The 17,767-nt window shown below is 67.0% G+C and carries 12 protein-coding genes; 2 read left to right on the top strand and 10 right to left on the bottom strand.

The features are described 5' to 3' along the window. The first annotated feature begins 158 nt into the window (after positions 1-158). Both ACM9HJ_RS05880 and ACM9HJ_RS05875 read left to right on the top strand, forming a co-directional pair. Positions 159-1,763, top strand: coding sequence for a class I adenylate-forming enzyme family protein (locus tag ACM9HJ_RS05880; protein WP_416570771.1), 1,605 nt, complete (start codon positions 159-161; stop codon positions 1,761-1,763). Between the two features lie 58 nt (positions 1,764-1,821). After that, complete coding sequence (locus ACM9HJ_RS05875) at positions 1,822-2,934, top strand: NADH:flavin oxidoreductase (RefSeq protein ID WP_416570770.1); 1,113 nt, start codon at positions 1,822-1,824, stop codon at positions 2,932-2,934. 4 nt (positions 2,935-2,938) lie between these two features. On the opposite strand, the gene ACM9HJ_RS05870 is transcribed toward ACM9HJ_RS05875, so the two are convergent. The 10 genes from ACM9HJ_RS05870 to ACM9HJ_RS05825 all read right to left on the bottom strand — a co-directional run bounded on the left by ACM9HJ_RS05870 (position 2,939) and on the right by ACM9HJ_RS05825 (position 17,635). Beyond that, on the bottom strand, positions 2,939-4,201 hold the full coding sequence (locus ACM9HJ_RS05870; protein WP_416570769.1) for a spinster family MFS transporter: 1,263 nt from the start codon (positions 4,199-4,201) through the stop codon (positions 2,939-2,941). Between the two features lie 223 nt (positions 4,202-4,424). Continuing rightward, complete coding sequence (locus ACM9HJ_RS05865) at positions 4,425-5,687, bottom strand: cytochrome P450 (protein ID WP_416570768.1); 1,263 nt, start codon at positions 5,685-5,687, stop codon at positions 4,425-4,427. A gap of 16 nt (positions 5,688-5,703) precedes the next feature. Further along, the gene (locus ACM9HJ_RS05860) at positions 5,704-6,870 is read right to left on the bottom strand and encodes an acyl-CoA dehydrogenase family protein (RefSeq protein WP_416570767.1); all 1,167 of its coding nucleotides are present in this window, start codon (positions 6,868-6,870) and stop codon (positions 5,704-5,706) included. A 151-nt stretch (positions 6,871-7,021) separates the two neighbouring features. Continuing rightward, positions 7,022-7,948, bottom strand: coding sequence for an alpha/beta hydrolase (locus ACM9HJ_RS05855; protein WP_416570766.1), 927 nt, complete (start codon positions 7,946-7,948; stop codon positions 7,022-7,024). 2 nt (positions 7,949-7,950) lie between these two features. Beyond that, positions 7,951-10,041, bottom strand: a complete 2,091-nt coding sequence (locus ACM9HJ_RS05850) for a PQQ-dependent dehydrogenase, methanol/ethanol family (RefSeq protein WP_416570765.1) — start codon at positions 10,039-10,041, stop codon at positions 7,951-7,953. After that, on the bottom strand, positions 10,034-11,521 hold the full coding sequence (locus ACM9HJ_RS05845) for an aldehyde dehydrogenase family protein (RefSeq protein ID WP_416570764.1): 1,488 nt from the start codon (positions 11,519-11,521) through the stop codon (positions 10,034-10,036). The genes ACM9HJ_RS05850 and ACM9HJ_RS05845 overlap by 8 nt, the downstream gene beginning before the upstream one ends. Continuing rightward, entirely contained in the window at positions 11,518-13,203 is a 1,686-nt protein-coding gene (locus ACM9HJ_RS05840; RefSeq protein ID WP_416570763.1) for a flavin-containing monooxygenase, read from the bottom strand. Before ACM9HJ_RS05840 ends, ACM9HJ_RS05845 begins: the two co-directional genes overlap by 4 nt. Positions 13,204-13,278: 75 nt before the next feature. Then, positions 13,279-14,760, bottom strand: coding sequence for a hypothetical protein (locus ACM9HJ_RS05835; protein ID WP_416570762.1), 1,482 nt, complete (start codon positions 14,758-14,760; stop codon positions 13,279-13,281). Further along, positions 14,757-15,533: an enoyl-CoA hydratase-related protein gene (locus ACM9HJ_RS05830; RefSeq protein ID WP_416570761.1), complete on the bottom strand. Its 777-nt coding sequence runs from the start codon at positions 15,531-15,533 to the stop codon at positions 14,757-14,759. The genes ACM9HJ_RS05835 and ACM9HJ_RS05830 overlap by 4 nt, the downstream gene beginning before the upstream one ends. Next, on the bottom strand, positions 15,533-17,635 hold the full coding sequence (locus ACM9HJ_RS05825; RefSeq protein ID WP_416570760.1) for an acetate--CoA ligase family protein: 2,103 nt from the start codon (positions 17,633-17,635) through the stop codon (positions 15,533-15,535). Before ACM9HJ_RS05825 ends, ACM9HJ_RS05830 begins: the two co-directional genes overlap by 1 nt. Between the last annotated feature and the right edge of the window lie 132 nt (positions 17,636-17,767).

The raw sequence follows: 17,767 nt of genomic DNA, 5'->3' as shown, positions 1-17,767 counted from the left end.
TTCCATGGCTGGGCATGCTGGTCTAGGCCGCAAATATGCCCGCGTCACCTAACCTTGGATGGGTGTCGACAGTGCCGGGGCCCGGTACCAAGGCGGAAGGAGCGCCAGGGAAGGACCGTAGAATGACACCAGGGAACAATCGCCCGCAAGCAGGGGAGGTGACAATTGCAGGCCTGTTCGCGGCCCGGGCGGCGGCGGCGCCGGACGCGGTCTTCGCCATCTTCCCGGATGGCGAGGTCACCTATGGCACCCTGGACCGGCGGGCGCGGGCCATGGCCAAGGGCCTGGTCGCGCTGGGCATCCGGCCCGGCGCGCATGTGGCGACCTTGATGCCCAATTGCGCCGATTGGCTGCCCGCCTTCTTCGGGGCACTCTATGCCGGGGCGGTGGTAGTGGCGCTGAACGCGCGTTACAAGCGCCAGGAACTGGCCTATGCCATCGCCCATTGCCAGGCCGGACTGCTGCTGACCACCGATGCCATCAATGATCACGTGGATTTCGTCGACCTGCTGCGCCACACCCTGCCGGGCCTGACAGCGGGTGGCGATGAGGGTGCGCCCGACCTGCGCCATGCGGTGTTGATGGGAAGGCGGCGGGAAGCGGGATACCTGTCGGAGACCGATCTGGTCGCTGCCGGGGCCGGCGTAAGCGACGCGGCTTTGGAGGCGGCGTGGCGGGGCGTGGGAACGGAAGATGCGGCGGTCATCATCTATACGTCGGGCACCACATCCGCCCCCAAGGGCTGCGCCCTGTCGCATGCCGGCATCCAGCGCAGCTGGTACACGTTCGCCGACGTGGTGGATTTGACGGCGGAAGACCGGGTATGGATGCCGATGCCGTTCTTCCACACCGGCGGGGTGGGGCCGATGACGGCCGTGCTGTCGCGCGGTGCCGCCTTCATGACCCAGCCGCATTTCGAACCGGAGGCGGCGGTAGCGCTGATCCGCCGGCACCGTGTCACCCACCTCTATTCCGGCTTTCCGCAAATGTCGCTGACGGTGCTGCAGCACCCGACCTATTCGCCGGACACCTTCGGCTTCGTGCGGTCGATGCTGAATGTCGGGCCGCCGGCCACGCAGCAGACGGTGCAGAACCTGCTGCCGCCGGGGGCCGTGCTGCTGAACCTGTTCGGCATGACGGAGGGGGCGGGCATCGTCACCTTTACCCCCGCCGACACCCCCCGCGATCTGCGCGCCATCACCAGCGGCAAGCCGCCTGCCCATACGCAGGTGCGCATCGCCGACCCGGAAACCGGTGCGGTCTGCCCACCGGATGCGGTGGGGGAGATCCAGTTCCGCGGTGGCGGGGCCTTTCTGCATTATTACCGCGATCCCGACGCTACGGCCGCCACCATCCTGCCCGGCGGCTGGGTGCGTACCGGCGATCGCGGCCGCATCGATGAAGATGGCTGGCTGCATTATGCCGGGCGGTTGAAGGACATGCTGAAGGTCGGTGGGGAGAATGTCGCCGCCACCGAGATCGAATTTTTCCTGACCCGGCACCCGGAGGTGAAGATGGTGCAGGTGATCGGTGCACCAGACGTGAAGATGGGCGAGGTGCCGGTGGCCTTTGTAGAACGGGTGCCGGGCGGCACCGTGACCGCCGAGGCGCTGTGCGCCATGTGCCAGGGCGAACTGGCACGGTGGAAGATTCCGCGCGATGTGGTGTTCGTCAGCGAATGGCCGATGTCGTCGACCAAGGTGCAGAAATTCCGCCTGCGCGAATGGCTGCCGGAACGCTACCGTCCCTCTGCCGTCCGATAGGGGCGGTGGTGCCGGTTCCATGGTCTGCTGGTGAACATGTTTTCCAATTGACAGTGGGATGATGATGACGACTTACGACGCCTTGTTCCGGCCGTTCGACCTGGGCGGGCTGCATCTGGCCAACCGGATCGTCATGGCGCCGATGACGCGCTGGAAATCGCCAGACCAGTTCCCTGGTCCTGATGTCGCCGCCTATTACCGCCGCCGGGCGGAAAACGGGGTGGGCCTGATCGTGACGGAGGGGACGACGATCGATCATCCAACCTCCTCCTATTCCGTCCGCGTGCCGGCGTTCCATGGGGCGGCGCTGGAGGGGTGGCGGCGGGTGGTGGATGGGGTGCATGAGGCGGGCGGGAAGATCGTGCCGCAGATATGGCATGTCGGCGCCATGCGTCACCCCAGCAACGATTATCCCAACCGCCATCTACCCAATTCCAGCCCGTCCGGCCTGTTCCGGCCGGGGGGAAAGCAGGCGTCGGAACCGCTGACAAAGGGGGAGATCACGGAGGTCGTGGACAGCTTCGCCCGCGCGGCAGCCGATGCCCGCGCGTTGGGGTTCGACGGGGTCGAGATTCATGGCGCCCATGGCTATATCCTGGACGCCTTCCTGTGGGACGGGTTGAACATCCGCGATGATGAATATGGCGGTGATGCGGTGGCCCGCACCCGCTTCGCGGTGGAGGTGGTATCGGCGGTGCGCGCCGCCGTGGGGCCGGATTTCCCCGTCATCCTGCGCATCTCGCAATGGAAGCAGCAGCATTACGGGGCAAGGCTGGCCGATACGCCGGAATTGCTGAAAGCCATCTTCCAGCCCATCGCCGATGCCGGGGTGGACATCTTCCATTGTTCCCAGCGCCGCTATTGGGAACCGGAATTCCCGGGATCGGCGATGAACCTGGCCGGCTGGATACGCCAACTGCTGAACAAACCCACCATCACCGTGGGCAGCGTCGGCATGTCGGGCCCGATGTCGGTCACCGATGTCGGGGAACGGGCGGAGGTGTCGACGGACCTGTCGCCCTTGCTGGCCCGGCTGGAGGCGGGGGAATTCGACCTGGTGGCGGTCGGCCGCTCGCTGCTGGCCGATCCGGAATGGGCCGCCAAGCTGCGCGAGGGACGGCTGGGGGAACTGAAGCCCTTCACCAAGGAGGCGCTGGATACGCTGATCTGAGGGATCAGGAGGGGGGCACCCGATACTCCCTCACCAGCAACCGTCCGCCCAGCAGTGCTGCGATCCCGCCCAACAAGCACCCGACCAGCGACACCGCCATCGCATAGCGCAGCGCCACCACCCCATGGTCGGGCGCCAGCGCATCGCTCATCATCCCCACAGCCAGCGGACCCAAGGCCCCGCCCACGCTTTGCAGGATGGGGATGGTGGAGGCGGCCAGTGCGCGGGAGCGGGGGACGACCAGGCCCATGACGATGCTGATCACCGGCGGCGCCCAGAAGCCCAGGAAGAAGGTGAACAGCCCATACCAGCCGATGGCCCCATCCGTTCCCGGCCAGCCCAGCGACAGCAGCCCGGTGGGCACGCAGGCCAGCAAGCCGATGCCCGTGGTCCAGATCAGCCAGCGCGGATCGCGCGCCCCCAGCTTGTCGGCCATGGTGCCGCAGCAGAGATTGCCCAGCAGCAGGCCCAGCGCCAACGCGGTACCCATCTTCAGCCCGACATCGGCCGTGGACATGCCATGCACCCGGATCAGGAAGGCCGGCATCCAGGACAGCATGGCGAAGGCGGAAATGGATGCCAGGATGGCGATGAATATCAGGGCGCGATAGGTCTTAAGGCCCAGGAAGGACAGCATGCTGGCGATCAGGGGCTGGGGCGGTGCCGCGCCACCACCGGCGTCCGGCCGGGCCGGTTCCGGCACGCTCAGCCAGAATAGCAGCGCCACTAGGATGCCGGGCGCCCCCACGATCAGGAAGGTGGCCCGCCAGCCCAGCACTTCGTTCAAGGTGCCGCCCAGATAGATGCCGAACGCGATGCCGAACGCGCTGCCGCAACTCATCAGGGCGATGACGCGGGTGCGCTGTTGCGGCGGGAACAGGTCGGCCAGCATGGAATAGCTGGCGGGCGCGCTGCCGGCCTCGCCGGTTGCCACCAGCATGCGGCCGATGGCCAGTTGCACATAGCTGCCGACCATGCCGCAGAACATGGTCATCGCACTCCAGAACCCCACACAGGCGGCGATCAGGCTGCGGCGATTGCCCCGGTCGGAGATGCGGGCCAGCGGCACGCCGGCCGCCATGTAGAAGAAGGAGAAGAACACGCCGGTCAGCATGCCGATCTGCGTGTCGCTGAGGCCCAGGTCGGCTTTGATCGACTGGATCAGGATGGTGATGATCTGGCGGTCCACATAGGAAAGGAAGGCCACGACCATGATCATGGCGACGGTATAGCGCCGCAATCGGCCGGCATGCGGGGTGGGGGCCATGGGGGTGTTTCCTTCCAACTGCTGGTGGGGGTTGTTTGGTCAACTCTTTGGAATTGCTTGTGTCGATGTTGCTTTTGCGAGGGCTTGCGAAAATGTTGGGCACTTTCATTCCCACCCTCTCTACCGTCACCCCGGCGAAAGCCGGGGCCCAGATCGTAGAGCGAAACGCCTGTCACTTGGGCCCCGGCTTTCGCCGGGGTGACGGTAGAGGGGATGAAAACCCTTACAGCCCAGACGTTTGCGGAAAAGTCTGGGAGGCGGGAAGGGGTGAGTTCAACGCCACCCACAGCGGCCCCATGGACCGCATATACAGCGCCCGGAAGTAAGGCGCCGGTCCCTCGGCACTCAGCGCCACGTCCGGATACCGCGCCAGCAATCGGGCCAATGCCTCCTGCGTTTCCACCCTGGCCAGCTGCGCCCCCACGCAGGACCGGACGCCCTTACCGAAGGCCAGGTGTGCCGTCGGGTCCGGCCGGTCCAGATCGACCGCGTTGGGGCAGGGGAAGCGGGCGGCATCGCGGTTGGCGGCGGCGTGCAGCAGGATGATTACATGGCCCTGGCGCACGGTGACGTCACCGATCTGGGTATCGGCCAGACAGCGGCGATGGCGGAACTGCACGACATTCATCAGGCGCAACGATTCCTCCACCAGGGAAGACAGTGCCTTGTCCTGATCGGCCATCACGCGGGCCTTGAGCGCCGGTTCGGCCAGGATCAGGTACAGCGCGTTGGCGATGCCATGCACCGACGTGTCCGACCCGGCGAAGAAGATTTCCCGGCAGATGCCCATCACCCCGGCCTCGTCCAGATTAATGCCCTCTGTCGGCGCCTCCTGCCAGATGCGGCTGATGAAATCGCCGGTGGGGTTGTCGCGCCGGGCGTGGACATAGGGCAGCAGCATCTCGTTCAGGCGCTTAGACGCCGCCAGGGCCAGGTCGCGCAGGCCCATGTCGCGGTATCCGGACGCGATGAAGCGTACGATGGCCTCGTTGGCGTCCAGGATTTCAGTCACGGTCGCATCGTCGGTGGGCATGCCCAGCAGGGCGCAGATGACGCGCGGCGGGATCTGGGCCGCGTAATCGGCAGCCAAATCCACGGGGCTGGTGGCGGGCAGCCGGTCCAGCAGCCCGTCGATGACCGGCCCGATATGCTCGCTCCGGTACCGTTCGACATTGGCGACTGACAGCAGGCGGAAATGAAACCGGCGGAGCTTCAGATGGTCTTCGCCCTGGCTCAGCGTGATGTTGGCGCCGCCGCCCTTGATGGCCACGGTGATCGGGTCGGCATCCATGTACATGTTGGCGAAGCGCTGCTCGTTGCGCTGGCAATCCAGGCATTGCCGGAAATCATGCACCAGCCAGGCCTCGGCCTTCTCATCCCAGACGGGCGACGGCAGGGATGAGAGTTCGGTGTAGAAGCCGAACGGGTCCCGGTCGGTGAAATCCAGGACGCTATGCCCATGGGGGCAGGGGACGGCTTCCGGCATGGCGTGGTCCCTCCGTTCAGCGGAACAATTGCCGGCCGGCGAGATCCAGCATGATCTCCTCCGACCCGCCGCCGATGGCATTGACCCGCACCTCGCGATAGATGCGCTCCACCTTCGATCCGGTGATGTAGGAGGCACCGCCCAGCACCTGGGCCGCCTCGCGCGCCGCCAGTTCCAGGGTGCGGGTGGCCTGCACCTTCAGCATTGCGGCACTGGCGGGCGCCAGCTTGCCCTCCCGGTGCATCCAGGCGCATTGGTCGACCCAGGCCTGGGTGCCCTCGATCATCAGGGCGATATTGGCCAGCTTGACGCGGATGGTCTGGTGGTCGACCAGCCGCTTGCCGAACGTCTCCCGCACCAGCGCCCATTCTGATGCTTCACGCAGGCAGACGCGCGAATGGGCACAGCACTGCATGGACATCAGCAGACGTTCATCGTTGAAATTGCGCACGATGCGTTGGAAACCCTGGTTCTCGGGCCCGATCAGGTTTTCCGCCGGCACCTCGACATTGTCGAAATAGAGCGTGGCGGTGTCCGAACAGCGCCAGCCCATCTTGTCCAGCTTGGTGCGGGCGAAGCCGGGCATGTCGGCTTCCAGCAGCAGCAGCGAGATGCCGCCCATGCCCGGCCCGCCGGTGCGCACGGCGGTCATGAAATAGTCGGATCGCATGCCCGAGGTGATGAAGGTCTTCGACCCGTTTACCACATAGCGGTCGCCCACGCGCTTGGCCGTGGTCTTCAGGTTGGCGACGTCGGACCCACCCGATGGTTCGCTGATGGCCAGCGCGATCAGCTTGTCTCCCGCCAGGACGGCGGGGGCGACGCGGCGTTTCATCTCCTCCGACCCCAGTTGCAGGACGGGCAGCAGCGCCATGGAATGGGTCATCAGCGAGGCATGCAGGCCGCCGGCACCGGGTTTGGCCAGTTCCTCGGCCTGGGTAAGCGTATGGAAGATGTCGAACCCTTCCGACAGGCCACCATATTCCTCCGGAAAGCCCAGGCCCAGGATGCCGGCGGCGGCCGCCTTGCGGTGCAGCTCGCGCGGCAGCTCCCCCTCCGCCTCCCAGCGGTCGATATGGGGGGTGATCTCGCGTTCCACGAACTTGGCGACGGAGCGGGCCACGGCATCGTGGGTTTCATCATAGAAGGGCGAGCGGGCGCGCCAATCGTCGAAGGTGAGCATGGGGAAAGTCCGGTTGGGGTTGGGGGGCTCTTGGGCACTTTCGGTGCCACTCTCACTACCGTCACCCATGCTGCGGCCGGGGCCCAAGTGACAAGCGCCTCGCTCTACGACCTGGGCCCCGGCGTCCGCCGGGGTGACGGTGGGGTTTGGGCTAAACCTCGGTGCACAGAACTCTGCGCAAGTACCCCGCCACATCCGCGATCGCCGGCCCCGCAGCGCTGATGGCGGCGCCCATGAACAGGAAGCCGTGGAACTGGTCCGGATAGGGGACATGGGTGACGGCGCCGCCCGCCTGTACCAGTGCAGCGGCATAGGCCCGGCCCTCGTCACGCAGCGGATCGAAGCCGCAGGTGATGACATAGGCCGGGGGCAGGCCGGCATTGCTGTCGGCCAGAAGCGGGGAGACACGCCAGTCGGCCGCATCGCCAGCATAAAGGTCGCTAAACCAGCGCATCATGCCGGCGGTCAGCAATCCATCGCCATCGGGCATGGCGTAGGAGGCGGTTTGCATGCGCAGGTCGGTGACGGGGTAGAGCAGAACCTGCGCCCGCAATGCCGGCCCGCCTTCATCGCGCAAGCTCAGGCAGGTGACGGCAGCCAGATTGCCGCCGGCACTGTCACCACCGATGGACAGGCGGGAAGGGGCGATCCCTAGGCTTGCGGCCTGTTCCACCACCACCCGCACGGCGGTAAGACTATCCGTCAGCCCGGCGGGGAAGGGATGTTCCGGGGCCAGCCGGTAATCGATGGCGATGACGGCGATACCGGCCGTCGCCGCGATCTCCGCACAGAAGGAGTGGCATCCATCCAGGTCGCCCAGCACCCAGCCGCCGCCATGCAGGTGGATATAAGCGGGCAGGATCGCCGCGTTTTCCGCGTCCGCCGGGCGGTAGATCCGGGCCGGCACGCCGCCCAGGTCGATCGCCCGCATCCGGTGTGCTACCGGCGGGGGCTGGAGCATCGCCGTCATGGCCTGCACGGCGGCGCGGGCCTCGGGTACGGACATGGCATCCAGGGGCGGGGCACCCATGGAGGCTGCCATGTCCAGCAGGCGTCGGGCGTCGGGGTCGAGTGCCATGGTTACGGCTCCTTGGCTTCGCGGCGCAGATGGGCCGCTTCATCGGCGACATAGGCGCGGATGGCTTCGGCCTCGTCGGTGCTCAGGAACTGGCGGAAGCTGATCATGCCGCGATCCTGAAAGGCGCCTTCGATCACCACCTGGCCCCAGGCATCCGCATCCTCCAGCACCAGCGACCGGCGCAGGTCGGGCAGGATGCCGCCAGACAGGGTGCCCATGCCGTGGCAGCCGCCGCAATTATCGGCATAGAGCACGCGGCCCTGTTCGATCCGTTCGGCCGGGGCCGGCACGCTGGCCTTGCTGGGCGGCGGCACGATCCCGTCCAGCGGTGGCAGCGCGGCGGTACCGTCCAGGGCGAAGGCCAGGATGCGGCCATTGGGCTGGGCGCGGGGCCCCCCGAAGCTGGGCAGGGCCAGCGGCACACCGCCGCCGGTGCCGGCCAGCACGGCCACGAATTGCCTGCCATTGACGCTGTAGCTGACGGGGCCGGCCATCACGCCGGTCTGGGCGGTAAAGCTCCAGAGTTCCTTGCCGGTGCGGGCGTCATAGGCCTGGAACCGGCCGCCGAACGTGCCCTGGAAGACCAGCCCGCCGCCGGTGGCCAGCACGCCGCCATTCCACGGCATGCCATGATCGGCCCGCCAGACCTCCTTCTGCGTCACCGGGTCCCAGGCGGAAAGCCAGCCCTGCAGGCTGTCCTCCATCGCCTTACGTCCACCCGCGTCTCGGGGGATGGGCAGGCGCATCAGGTCGTAACCCAGGTTCCAGCGGCCCTTGCGATAGGTGAAGGCCCGGTCGCGGTGGTAATAGCCGGGGATGAGCTGCACAGGGATATAGACCAGACCCGTTTGCGGGCTGAAGGCCATCGGGTGCCAGCTATGGGCACCGGCCGAGCCGACCGTGGCCACGAACGGCTTTTCCAGATACCGCGCCTCTTCCGTGATCGCCGGCCGGCCGGTGGCCAGGTCGATATGCGTGGCCCAGTTGGTGGGGGCGTATTTCTCCGCCGAGATCGGCTTTCCCGTCTGGCGGTCGATGATATAGAAGAAACCGTTCTTGGGCGCGTGCAGGATCACCTTGCGCTTGCCGCCCTCGATGGGCAGATCGGCCAGCATGATCTGCTGCGAGGCGGTGTAATCCCAGCTTTCGCCCGGCACCTCCTGATAATGCCATTTATAGGCGCCGGTATCGGGGTCCAGCGCCACGATGGAGGACAGGAACAGGTTGTCGCCCTTGCCGTCCGACCGGATGACATGGTTCAGGGGGGAGCCATTGCCCACCCCGATATAAAGCTGGTCCAGGTCGGGATCATAGACGATGGCATCCCAGACGGTGCCCCCGCCGCCGCCATATTTCTTCCAGTAATCTTCCCCGCTCCAGCTAGCCCGGCCCAGCTTTTCCAGGATGGCGTCGGATGCGGCGCCATCCTTGCGGGCGGGATCGCCGGGGACGGTGTAGAAGCGCCAGGCCAGCTTGCCATTGGTGCTGTCATAGGCGCTGACATAGCCGCGCACGCCGTACTCGGCCCCGCCATTGCCGATGAACACCTTGCTCTTGGCCACGCGCGGGGCGCCGGTGATGGTATAGGGCTGGTCGGGATCGGTGGTCTGCACCGACCAGAGCAGCGTGCCGGTCTTCGCGTCCAACGCCTGCAACCGCCCGTCCAGCGTGCCCAGGAACAGCTTGCCATCGGCGAAGGCCGGTCCGCGGTTGACCACGTCGCAGCAGCCGTTGAAGGCGGCGCGGCCGGGGACTTCCGGGTCATGTGACCAGAGCTTCTTGCCGGTGGCGGCATCCACGGCCACGACCTTGCTCCAGGCCGTGGTCGCGTACAGCACCCCATCCACGACCAGCGGCGTGCCCTCCTGTCCCCGGTTGGTATCCAGCTCGTGATACCAGGCCAGTTTCAGCCGTCCGATGCTGGCGGGGTTGATCTGGTCCAGGGGGGAGAAGCGCTGTTCGCCATAGGTGCGGCCATGGCTCAGCCAGTTCTGCGGTTCCGCCTCCGCGCCTTTGATGCGGTCATTGGCGGCGGCGGGGCCGCCGGCCAGCAGGGCGCCGGCCAGCAGCAGGGGCAGCAGCGGCCTAACCATGGAGCTGCACATAGACGGATTTGGTCTCCAGGAAGGCGTTCATCCCGTCCACCCCCATCTCCCGGCCCCAGCCGGATTCCTTGAACCCACCGAACGGCATGGTCGGGTGCATCACCCCATAGCAATTGACCCAGACATTGCCGGCCTCGATCCGGTCGGCCAGCAGATGGGCGTTGTTGACATTGCTGGTGAAGATGCCCGCGCCCAGGCCATAGCGGGTGTCATTGGCGGCCGTGACCACCTCGTCCAGATCATCGAAGGGGGTGGCGACCAGGACGGGACCGAAAATCTCCTCCCGCACGATGCGCATGTCGGCCTGGACATTGGCGAACAGGGTCGGTTGCAGGAAATAGCCGCCATTATCGGGCACCCCGCCGCCGGCCAGGATTTCCGCCCCTTGGGCGCGGCCATTGTCGATATAGGACCGCACCCGCTCGCGTTGCTTGGCAGAGATCAGGGGGCCGATGGCCGTGTCGGGCTCCAGGCCGGAACCGACCTTCATATTCTTGATGATGTCGGCGATGCCGGACACCACCTTGTCGAACGACCGGCGCTGCACGAACAGGCGCGATCCGGCGAAGCAGACCTGGCCGCTATTGGCGAAGATGGCCATGGCGGCACCGGGAATGGCGCGGTCCATGTCGGCATCATCCAGCACGATGCAGGGCGACTTGCCGCCCAGTTCCAGGGTCACGCGTTTCAGATTGCCGGCCGAGGCCGCCACGATCTGGCGCCCGACGGCCGTCGATCCGGTGAAGGAGACCTTGTCGACGCCGGGATGGTTGGCCAAAGCCGCACCCACCACCCCGCCCGGCCCGTTGACGATGTTCAACACGCCGGCTGGTATGCCCGCCTCCATCGCCAGCTCGCCCAGGCGCAGCGCGGTCAGCGGCGTGTTCTCCGCCGGCTTAACCACCAGGCAGCATCCGGCGGCGAGCGCGGGGGCGACCTTGATGATGAAGGTGCCGATGGGGCCGTTCCAGGGCAGGATCAGGCCCGCCACGCCCACCGGTTGTCGCGTTGTGTAGGCATGGATATGCGCGCCGCCACCCGACACGGGGCCGGATGCGTTCTGGCCGATGATGTTGCCGGTCAGCCCGGCATAATGGCGCAGCCAGGAGGCGCTGGCGCCGATGGCCCATTGGGCGAAGCCCAGCGGCATGCCGTTATTGCGAACCTCCAGCCAGGCCAACTCCTCGCCGTTCGCCTCGATCAGCTCGGCATAGCGCCACAGGATGCGGGCGCGGGCATCGGCGGTTAGGCCGCGCCAAGCCACACTTTCATGCGCCTTGCGGGCGGCGGCGACGGCGCGGTCGATATCGCTGGCGTCACCATCGGGTGCCTGGGCGATGATCTGCCCGGTGGCGGGGTCCAGCACGTCGAACATGCCGCCCGACGCCGGTTCCACCCATTGCCCGCCAATCAAGTGGCGGTGCTGTTTTTTGAGGAAGCGGTCGCCCGTCTCGTTCATGATGCTCATGCCACTTCCTCCCGGTTCTGGTCAGTAGGCAGCAGGGTGAAGCCGGCATAGCCGTCGGCCGCCACCTTGTCGCAGATGTCGCGATAGGCGCCGACACCACCCACATAGATCATGAAGACATTGGGCTTGCCGGGAATGTTGGCCCCGACATACCAGGACCGGGCAGTGGGGATCAGGGTGGCGCCGGCCACCTCTCCCACATGCCTGACCCATTCGTCCTCAGCATGTTCGGTGGGCTCCATGCTTATCATTCCATGCGCGCGCAGATGGTCCAGGCAGTCGCCGATCCATTCGACATGCTGTTCGATGGAGACGACGACATTGCTGAACACCGACGGGCTGCCCGGCCCGGTGATGGTGAACAGGTTGGGGAACCCCGCCATACCCAGCCCCAGATAGGTGCGCGGGCCAGTCCGCCATTTCTCCGCCAGCGGCATCCCATTCCGTCCACGAATGTCCATGGACAGGAGCGCCCCGGTCATGGCGTCGAAGCCGGTGGCGAAAATGATGATGTCCAGATCGACATCGCCGGCACCGGTACGGATGCCGGCTTCCGTCACCTCCAGGATCGGGGCGGTGCCATGGTCCAGCAGGGTGACGTTGGGGCGGTTGTAGGTGGCGTAGTAATCGGTATCGACGCAGATGCGCTTTGCCCCGATGGCGTAGGAACCGGGGCACAGTTTCTCCGCCACGGCGCGGTCGCGCACGATCTGGCGGATCTTGGTGCGGATGAACTCCGCCGCCACTTCGTTGGCTTGTCTGTCGAACACCTGGTCGGCGAAGGTGAACATGAACCAGGCGCCGCCCCGCTGCCAGCGCCGCTCCAGTTCCGCCTGTTGCTCAACCGTCGTCATCTGTGACGCCGTCAGCGGCGGGGGCAGAGGCTCCTCATCCCGCAGACGCAGGTCGCTGTTGCCATGGATCAGGCCGGCGCGCAGTTGGCGGGTCAGGTCGGGGGCCTGTTCCTTCACCGCCTTGCGGTAATGATCCGACAGCAGGGCGTTGCGGGCCGGCACGCTGTAGGCCGGCGTGCGCTGGAAGATACTGGTGTGACCGGCCTGGGCCGCGACCACGGGGATGATCTGGATGCCGGTGGAGCCGGTGCCGATGATGCCGACGCGCTTGCCTTTGAAGTCCATGGGCTGTTCGGGCCAGTTGGCGGACTGGATCACCTGACCCTTGAACCGATCGATGCCGGGAATGTCGGGCAGGCGGCTGGCCGACAGGCAGCCGGTGGCGGCGATGCAGTAGCGCGCCGAAACCGTCCGCCCGCTGGCGGTGGTGACGCGCCAGAGGTTCGCCCCCTCATCATAATGGGCGGCGGTGACACGGGCGTTGAAGCTGATGTCACGGCGCAAATCCAGCCGGTCGGCGGCGAAGCGGAGATAGTCCAGGATTTCCGGCTGGGTCGCGAACTTCTCCGACCAGTTCCATTCAGCCGTGATCTCGGGCGAGAAGGAATAGCAATAGGCCACGCTTTCCACGTCGCAGCGCGCACCCGGATAGCGGTTCCAGTACCAGGTGCCGCCGACATCGGCGCCTGCCTCGAACACATGTGCCTTCAGGCCTGACTGGCGCAGCCGGTGCAGCATGTAAAGGCCGCCGAAGCCGGCACCGATGATGATCGCGTCCAGGATGGTGCCATCCGGGGCGGACGGAGTCCGGGTATTGCCGGCCGTCATCACTTCCTCCCTGTTCCGTTCTTTTTTCAGATCATGGGGCAGGGGCTGGGCACAGGCGCCTGTCCGGGGATAGGGTCAAACGCCCCTGACCCACCGGCGGCGACCATCCACCATGGGTTCCGCGCTGCCGGCGCTGCCCACCGGATCAACCCCCGCCAGCCAGGCCAGCGTTTGCGCATCCTCCACCGGCACGGCTGCCAGGAAGCGGGCGCCGTCCTGGGTGCGGGCCACGATGGTGGCGCCCAGGGGCCGCCCCTCGCGCCCATAGGGCATGGTGAAGCTCTCCACCGTGCCCGGCCCCGTATGATCGTCCAGCAGCGCCGGGATGGGGCCGCGCAGCGCGTCGGCCGTGGCCTGGACGTCGAAATCCTGGGGGAAGGGATTGATGCCCGGTGCCTGACTGGTCAGGACGATGGCGTGGTTATGGGTGGCATAGCCGCCATTGGCGACGATCAGGCCGTTGCCCGGCCCCATCCGCAGCTTTTCCACCATTGCGGCTGCCGCATGGGTCATGCAATTGCCGATGGGACCGCCGCCGAAGGTCAGGCCGCCATAGACACTGGCCGGGCGATCCGCCGGCCAGCCCAGGCGGCGGCGCGCCATCTTGGGCACGCAGGGAAAACAGCTGTAAAACTCGACATGGTCCAGCGCGCCGGTGACCAAGCCGTTCAGGGCCAGGGTCCTGTCGATGCTGGCATTCAGGCTGGCCGACCCCGTGAATCCGTCACGGCGCAGGAAATCCGCCGGCTCGTGCGCGGCCGCCCCGGCGCCGACGAACACCAGCCGGTCGCGCGGGATGCCCAGGGATAGGGCCGTCTCCAGGCTGGCCAGGATCAGGGCCGCACCCTGGTTGACGGCGCTGTTGGCGACCATCAGCTTGGTATAGGGGAAGCTGATCATGCGGTTGGCCGGACCCTCGGCCAGGATATCGGACGGGGTCAGCGGCGCGCGCAGCCAGGCGTTAGGGTTTTCGGCGGCTGTCTTCGACAGGCCGGACCAGATTTCGGCGGTCTCCGTCTGCGCCTCGGCCAGACTTTGCCGCCAAGCGGCGCGGGTGGCGTTCTCGTACAGCGGATAGACATCGGCGGGGGTGACGAGGCCATAGCGGCGGGCAAGGGGCGTGGCGCCGGCTTCGGCCGCTGCCGCCAGGGCGTTGGCCATGCCTCCGCCCGTTGCGCGTTTGGCGGCGGTGCGCAGGGCCTCCCCGCCGGTGATGGCTGCGATGCGCACCTCTCCCCGGCCGATGGCGTTGGCGGCGCGGTTCAGCAGTTCCATGGGGCCATGGCCGCTGGCATCCGCCGTCAGCCGCACATGACCGGGCCGGGCGGGCAGGCCGGCTGCGACGGTTTCATCAATGGCGGGGTCGGGCCAGGAAATCTGGTTCTCGATCCCCAGCCAGTCCAGTCGCCCCAGCAGGGAGACACCGGCATCGTGTTCGGCCACCGCCAGGGCGGCCAGCATCAGGCCGGCGGAATCCAGGCCGGGCTCGTCCGCTCCCGGCCGGTCATTGACCTGGCCGACGCCGATGATGACGGGCAGCAGGTTTTGGCGGCTCATGTCCGCCACTCCGGCTGGCGCTTCTCGATGAAGGCGCTGGAGCCTTCCTTGACGTCGGGGCCGGACAGGACGATGTGGACCGCGTCGGCCTGCAGCGCCAGCAAATCCTGTTCGCCCTGATCGGCGGCGGCCCGGACGACGCGCAGGCTTTCCCGCACGGCCAGGGGGGAGTTGGCGGCGATCAGCCTGGCCAGCCGCAAGGCCTCCGGCAACACATCATCGGCTGTGGGCACCAGACTGTTGACCATGCCCAGCGCATGGGCGCGGGCGGCCGGCAGCGGATAGCCCACGATCAGCATCTCCACGGCCAGCGGCCGGGGCAGGTAGCGGGCGATGCGGTAGGAACCGTTGGCCCCGGCGATCAGGCCGCGCCGTACCTCCGGCAGGGTGAAGCTGGCCGTTTCCGCCGCCACCACCATGTCGCAGGACAGCGTGATCTCCACCCCGCCGCCATGGGCGGGACCCTGAATGGCGGCGATCCAGGGCTTGGTGCGCTTGGCATCGACGAAGCCGGCGAAACCGGTATCCGGCCGGGCCAACGACATGCCGCGCCCGGCGGCGATCTCCGACAGGTCGGCGCCGGCGCAGAAGACCGGCCCCTTGGACGCCATGATGGCGACGCGGATGCTGGGATCGGCCTCGATCTCATAGACGAACTTTTCGATGGCTTCGGCCATCGCCGCACTGATGGCATTGCGCACCGCTGGGCGGTGCAGAGTGACGATGGCGACGGCGCCGTCGCGTTCCATCTTTACGGGAGGCTGGTCACTCATCACGCTTCCTCCTGCCAGACGACAAGCCCGTCCAGGGCCTCGATCTCCGTGCCCGCTACGCGCAGCGGGTTCACTTCCAGTTCGGTCAGGCTACCGCCCAGCGACAGGGCGGCATCGCCGATGGCGACGATCACTTGGGCTAGCTGGTCGATATCGGCCGGTGGGCCGCCCCGGAACCCGTCCAACAGCTTCGCACCACGCAGGGATGTCAGCAGCGCCTTGGCCTGGGTTGGGTTCACGGGCAGGGGGGTGATGGCGACATCGGCCAGCATCTCCACCAGCACGCCGCCAAAGCCGACGGCGATCACCGGTCCCCAGGTGGGGTCGCGGCGCACGCCGACCAGCATCTCCAGTCCGCCACTGCGCATGGGCGCGATGATCACCCCGTCCAGCCGCGCATTGGGCCGAGCCTTGGCGATATCCGCCATTACCGACGCGAACACTGATGCGGCCTCGGCCGGCGGCACGTTCAGGCGTACCCCGCCCACCTCCGTCTTGTGAGCGATGTCGGGGGACAGGATCTTCAGCGCCAGGGGACCGGTGAAACTGGCAGCGACCTTCGCCGCCTCCTCCGCGTTGCGCACCAGATGCTGCGGCACAACGGGAACGCCTTTGGCGGCCAGGAAATCCAGCACTTCGCGTTCGGTGGAGAGAATGGGCGCGTCCGTTCGCATGGGCTGTTCCAGGGCCGGCGGCGGTGATGCCAGTTTCAACTGCCCCGACCACCACAGTGCGTTGCCGGCGGCGCGCAGCATGGCGTCGATGCCGGTCATGACATGGGGCAGCCCATGTTCGGCAATGGCTTCGCGGGCGTAATCGTTCAGCGACTTGCCGCAGGTGGAGACCAGGACCGAGGGCGTTTTGATCCCCGCCGTGGCCCGGCCGATGGCGGTCAGCGCCGGGGGCAGGCTCTGGCCCGGCATGGTGGGCACGGCGATGCCGATGCCCAAAAGACCTACCTTTTCGTTGGCGGCCAGCAACGGGATGACGCGGGCGAACAGGTCGGGGTCGCGCATGGCGGCCCCGGTTATGTCCAGCGGGTTCAGGGTCGATCCCAGTTCCGACAGCACGCTGCGCAGGGCCGCCACCGTCGCCGGATCATTGGCCGGCAGCTTCACGCCGAACCCTTCGGCCGCATCGGCGACCAGGGTGCAGGCCCCGCCGGAGATGGACAGGAAACTCATCCCCCCCGCCGGCAGTGGCCCGGTGGCGGCCAGCAGTCCGGCGGTATTGACCAGATCTTCGGTGGCGGTGACGCGGATGACGCCCAGCCGGCGGCAGATTGCATCGAACACCGCATCATCGCCGACCAGTGACCCGGTATGGGCTTGGGCCACCTGGGTGGCCAGATCGCTGCGCCCGATCTTCAGGATGACGATCGGCTTGGCCTTGTCGCGCGCCCGTTCGGCGGCGCGGACAAAGGCGGCGGGGTTGCGGATGCTTTCGGCGAAGACGGCGATGGCCTTGGTGGCGTCGTGATCGACCAGATAATCGATGATGTCGGCCAGGCTGATCTGCGCCTCGTTGCCCGTCGCGGCCACGAAGCTGGTGCCGATATTCTGCCCCTGGGCATATTCGGCCAGCTCCGCCGCCGTCGCCCCGCTCTGCGACAGGATGGCGATGGCGGGCGGCAGGAAGGGCTTTACCGCCGGGATGACGGAAACGGGGATGCCGGCCTCGGCATTGTTGTAACCGAGCGAGTTCGGGCCCCAGAGGGTGACGCCCAGATCCTTGGCCTGCGCGACCAACGCGTCCTGACGCTGGCATCCCTCCTCACCGATCTCGGCGTAACCGGAAGTCAGGATGGTGACATTGCGGATGCCGGCGGATGCGGCATCGGCCAGCGCGTCGGGCACTGCATCGACGGGCACGAAGATGAAGGCGACATCCACGGGTTCGGGAATGTCGCGGCAGGACCGGAAACCCTTGATGCCGAACGTGTCGACCCCGTTGCGGTTGACGGCGTAGAGCGCGCCATCATAGGCGAAGTCGCGGAAATTGCGGACGATCAGGGTCGTCCACACCGATTTCTCCGTCGCCCCCACCAGCGCCACGGAGCGCGGCGCGAACAGGCGGGCAAGGGGATGGGACAGGGATGTCATGGCGATGCCTTTCGCGTTTTTCCCGTCATCCCGGCGAAAGCCGGGACCCAGGGGCCACAGGCGTCTACGACAGGGTTTGCTTGTGGCATGCAGCGGATAGGTCGGGCGCTTGGCCCCTGGGTCCCGGCTTTC

The organism is Niveispirillum sp. KHB5.9, from assembly GCF_048066115.1.
Taxonomy (GTDB): Bacteria; Pseudomonadota; Alphaproteobacteria; order Azospirillales; family Azospirillaceae; genus Niveispirillum.
The sequence above is the reverse complement of the archived record's forward strand: the minus strand, read 5'-3'. Positions and strand labels throughout refer to the sequence as shown.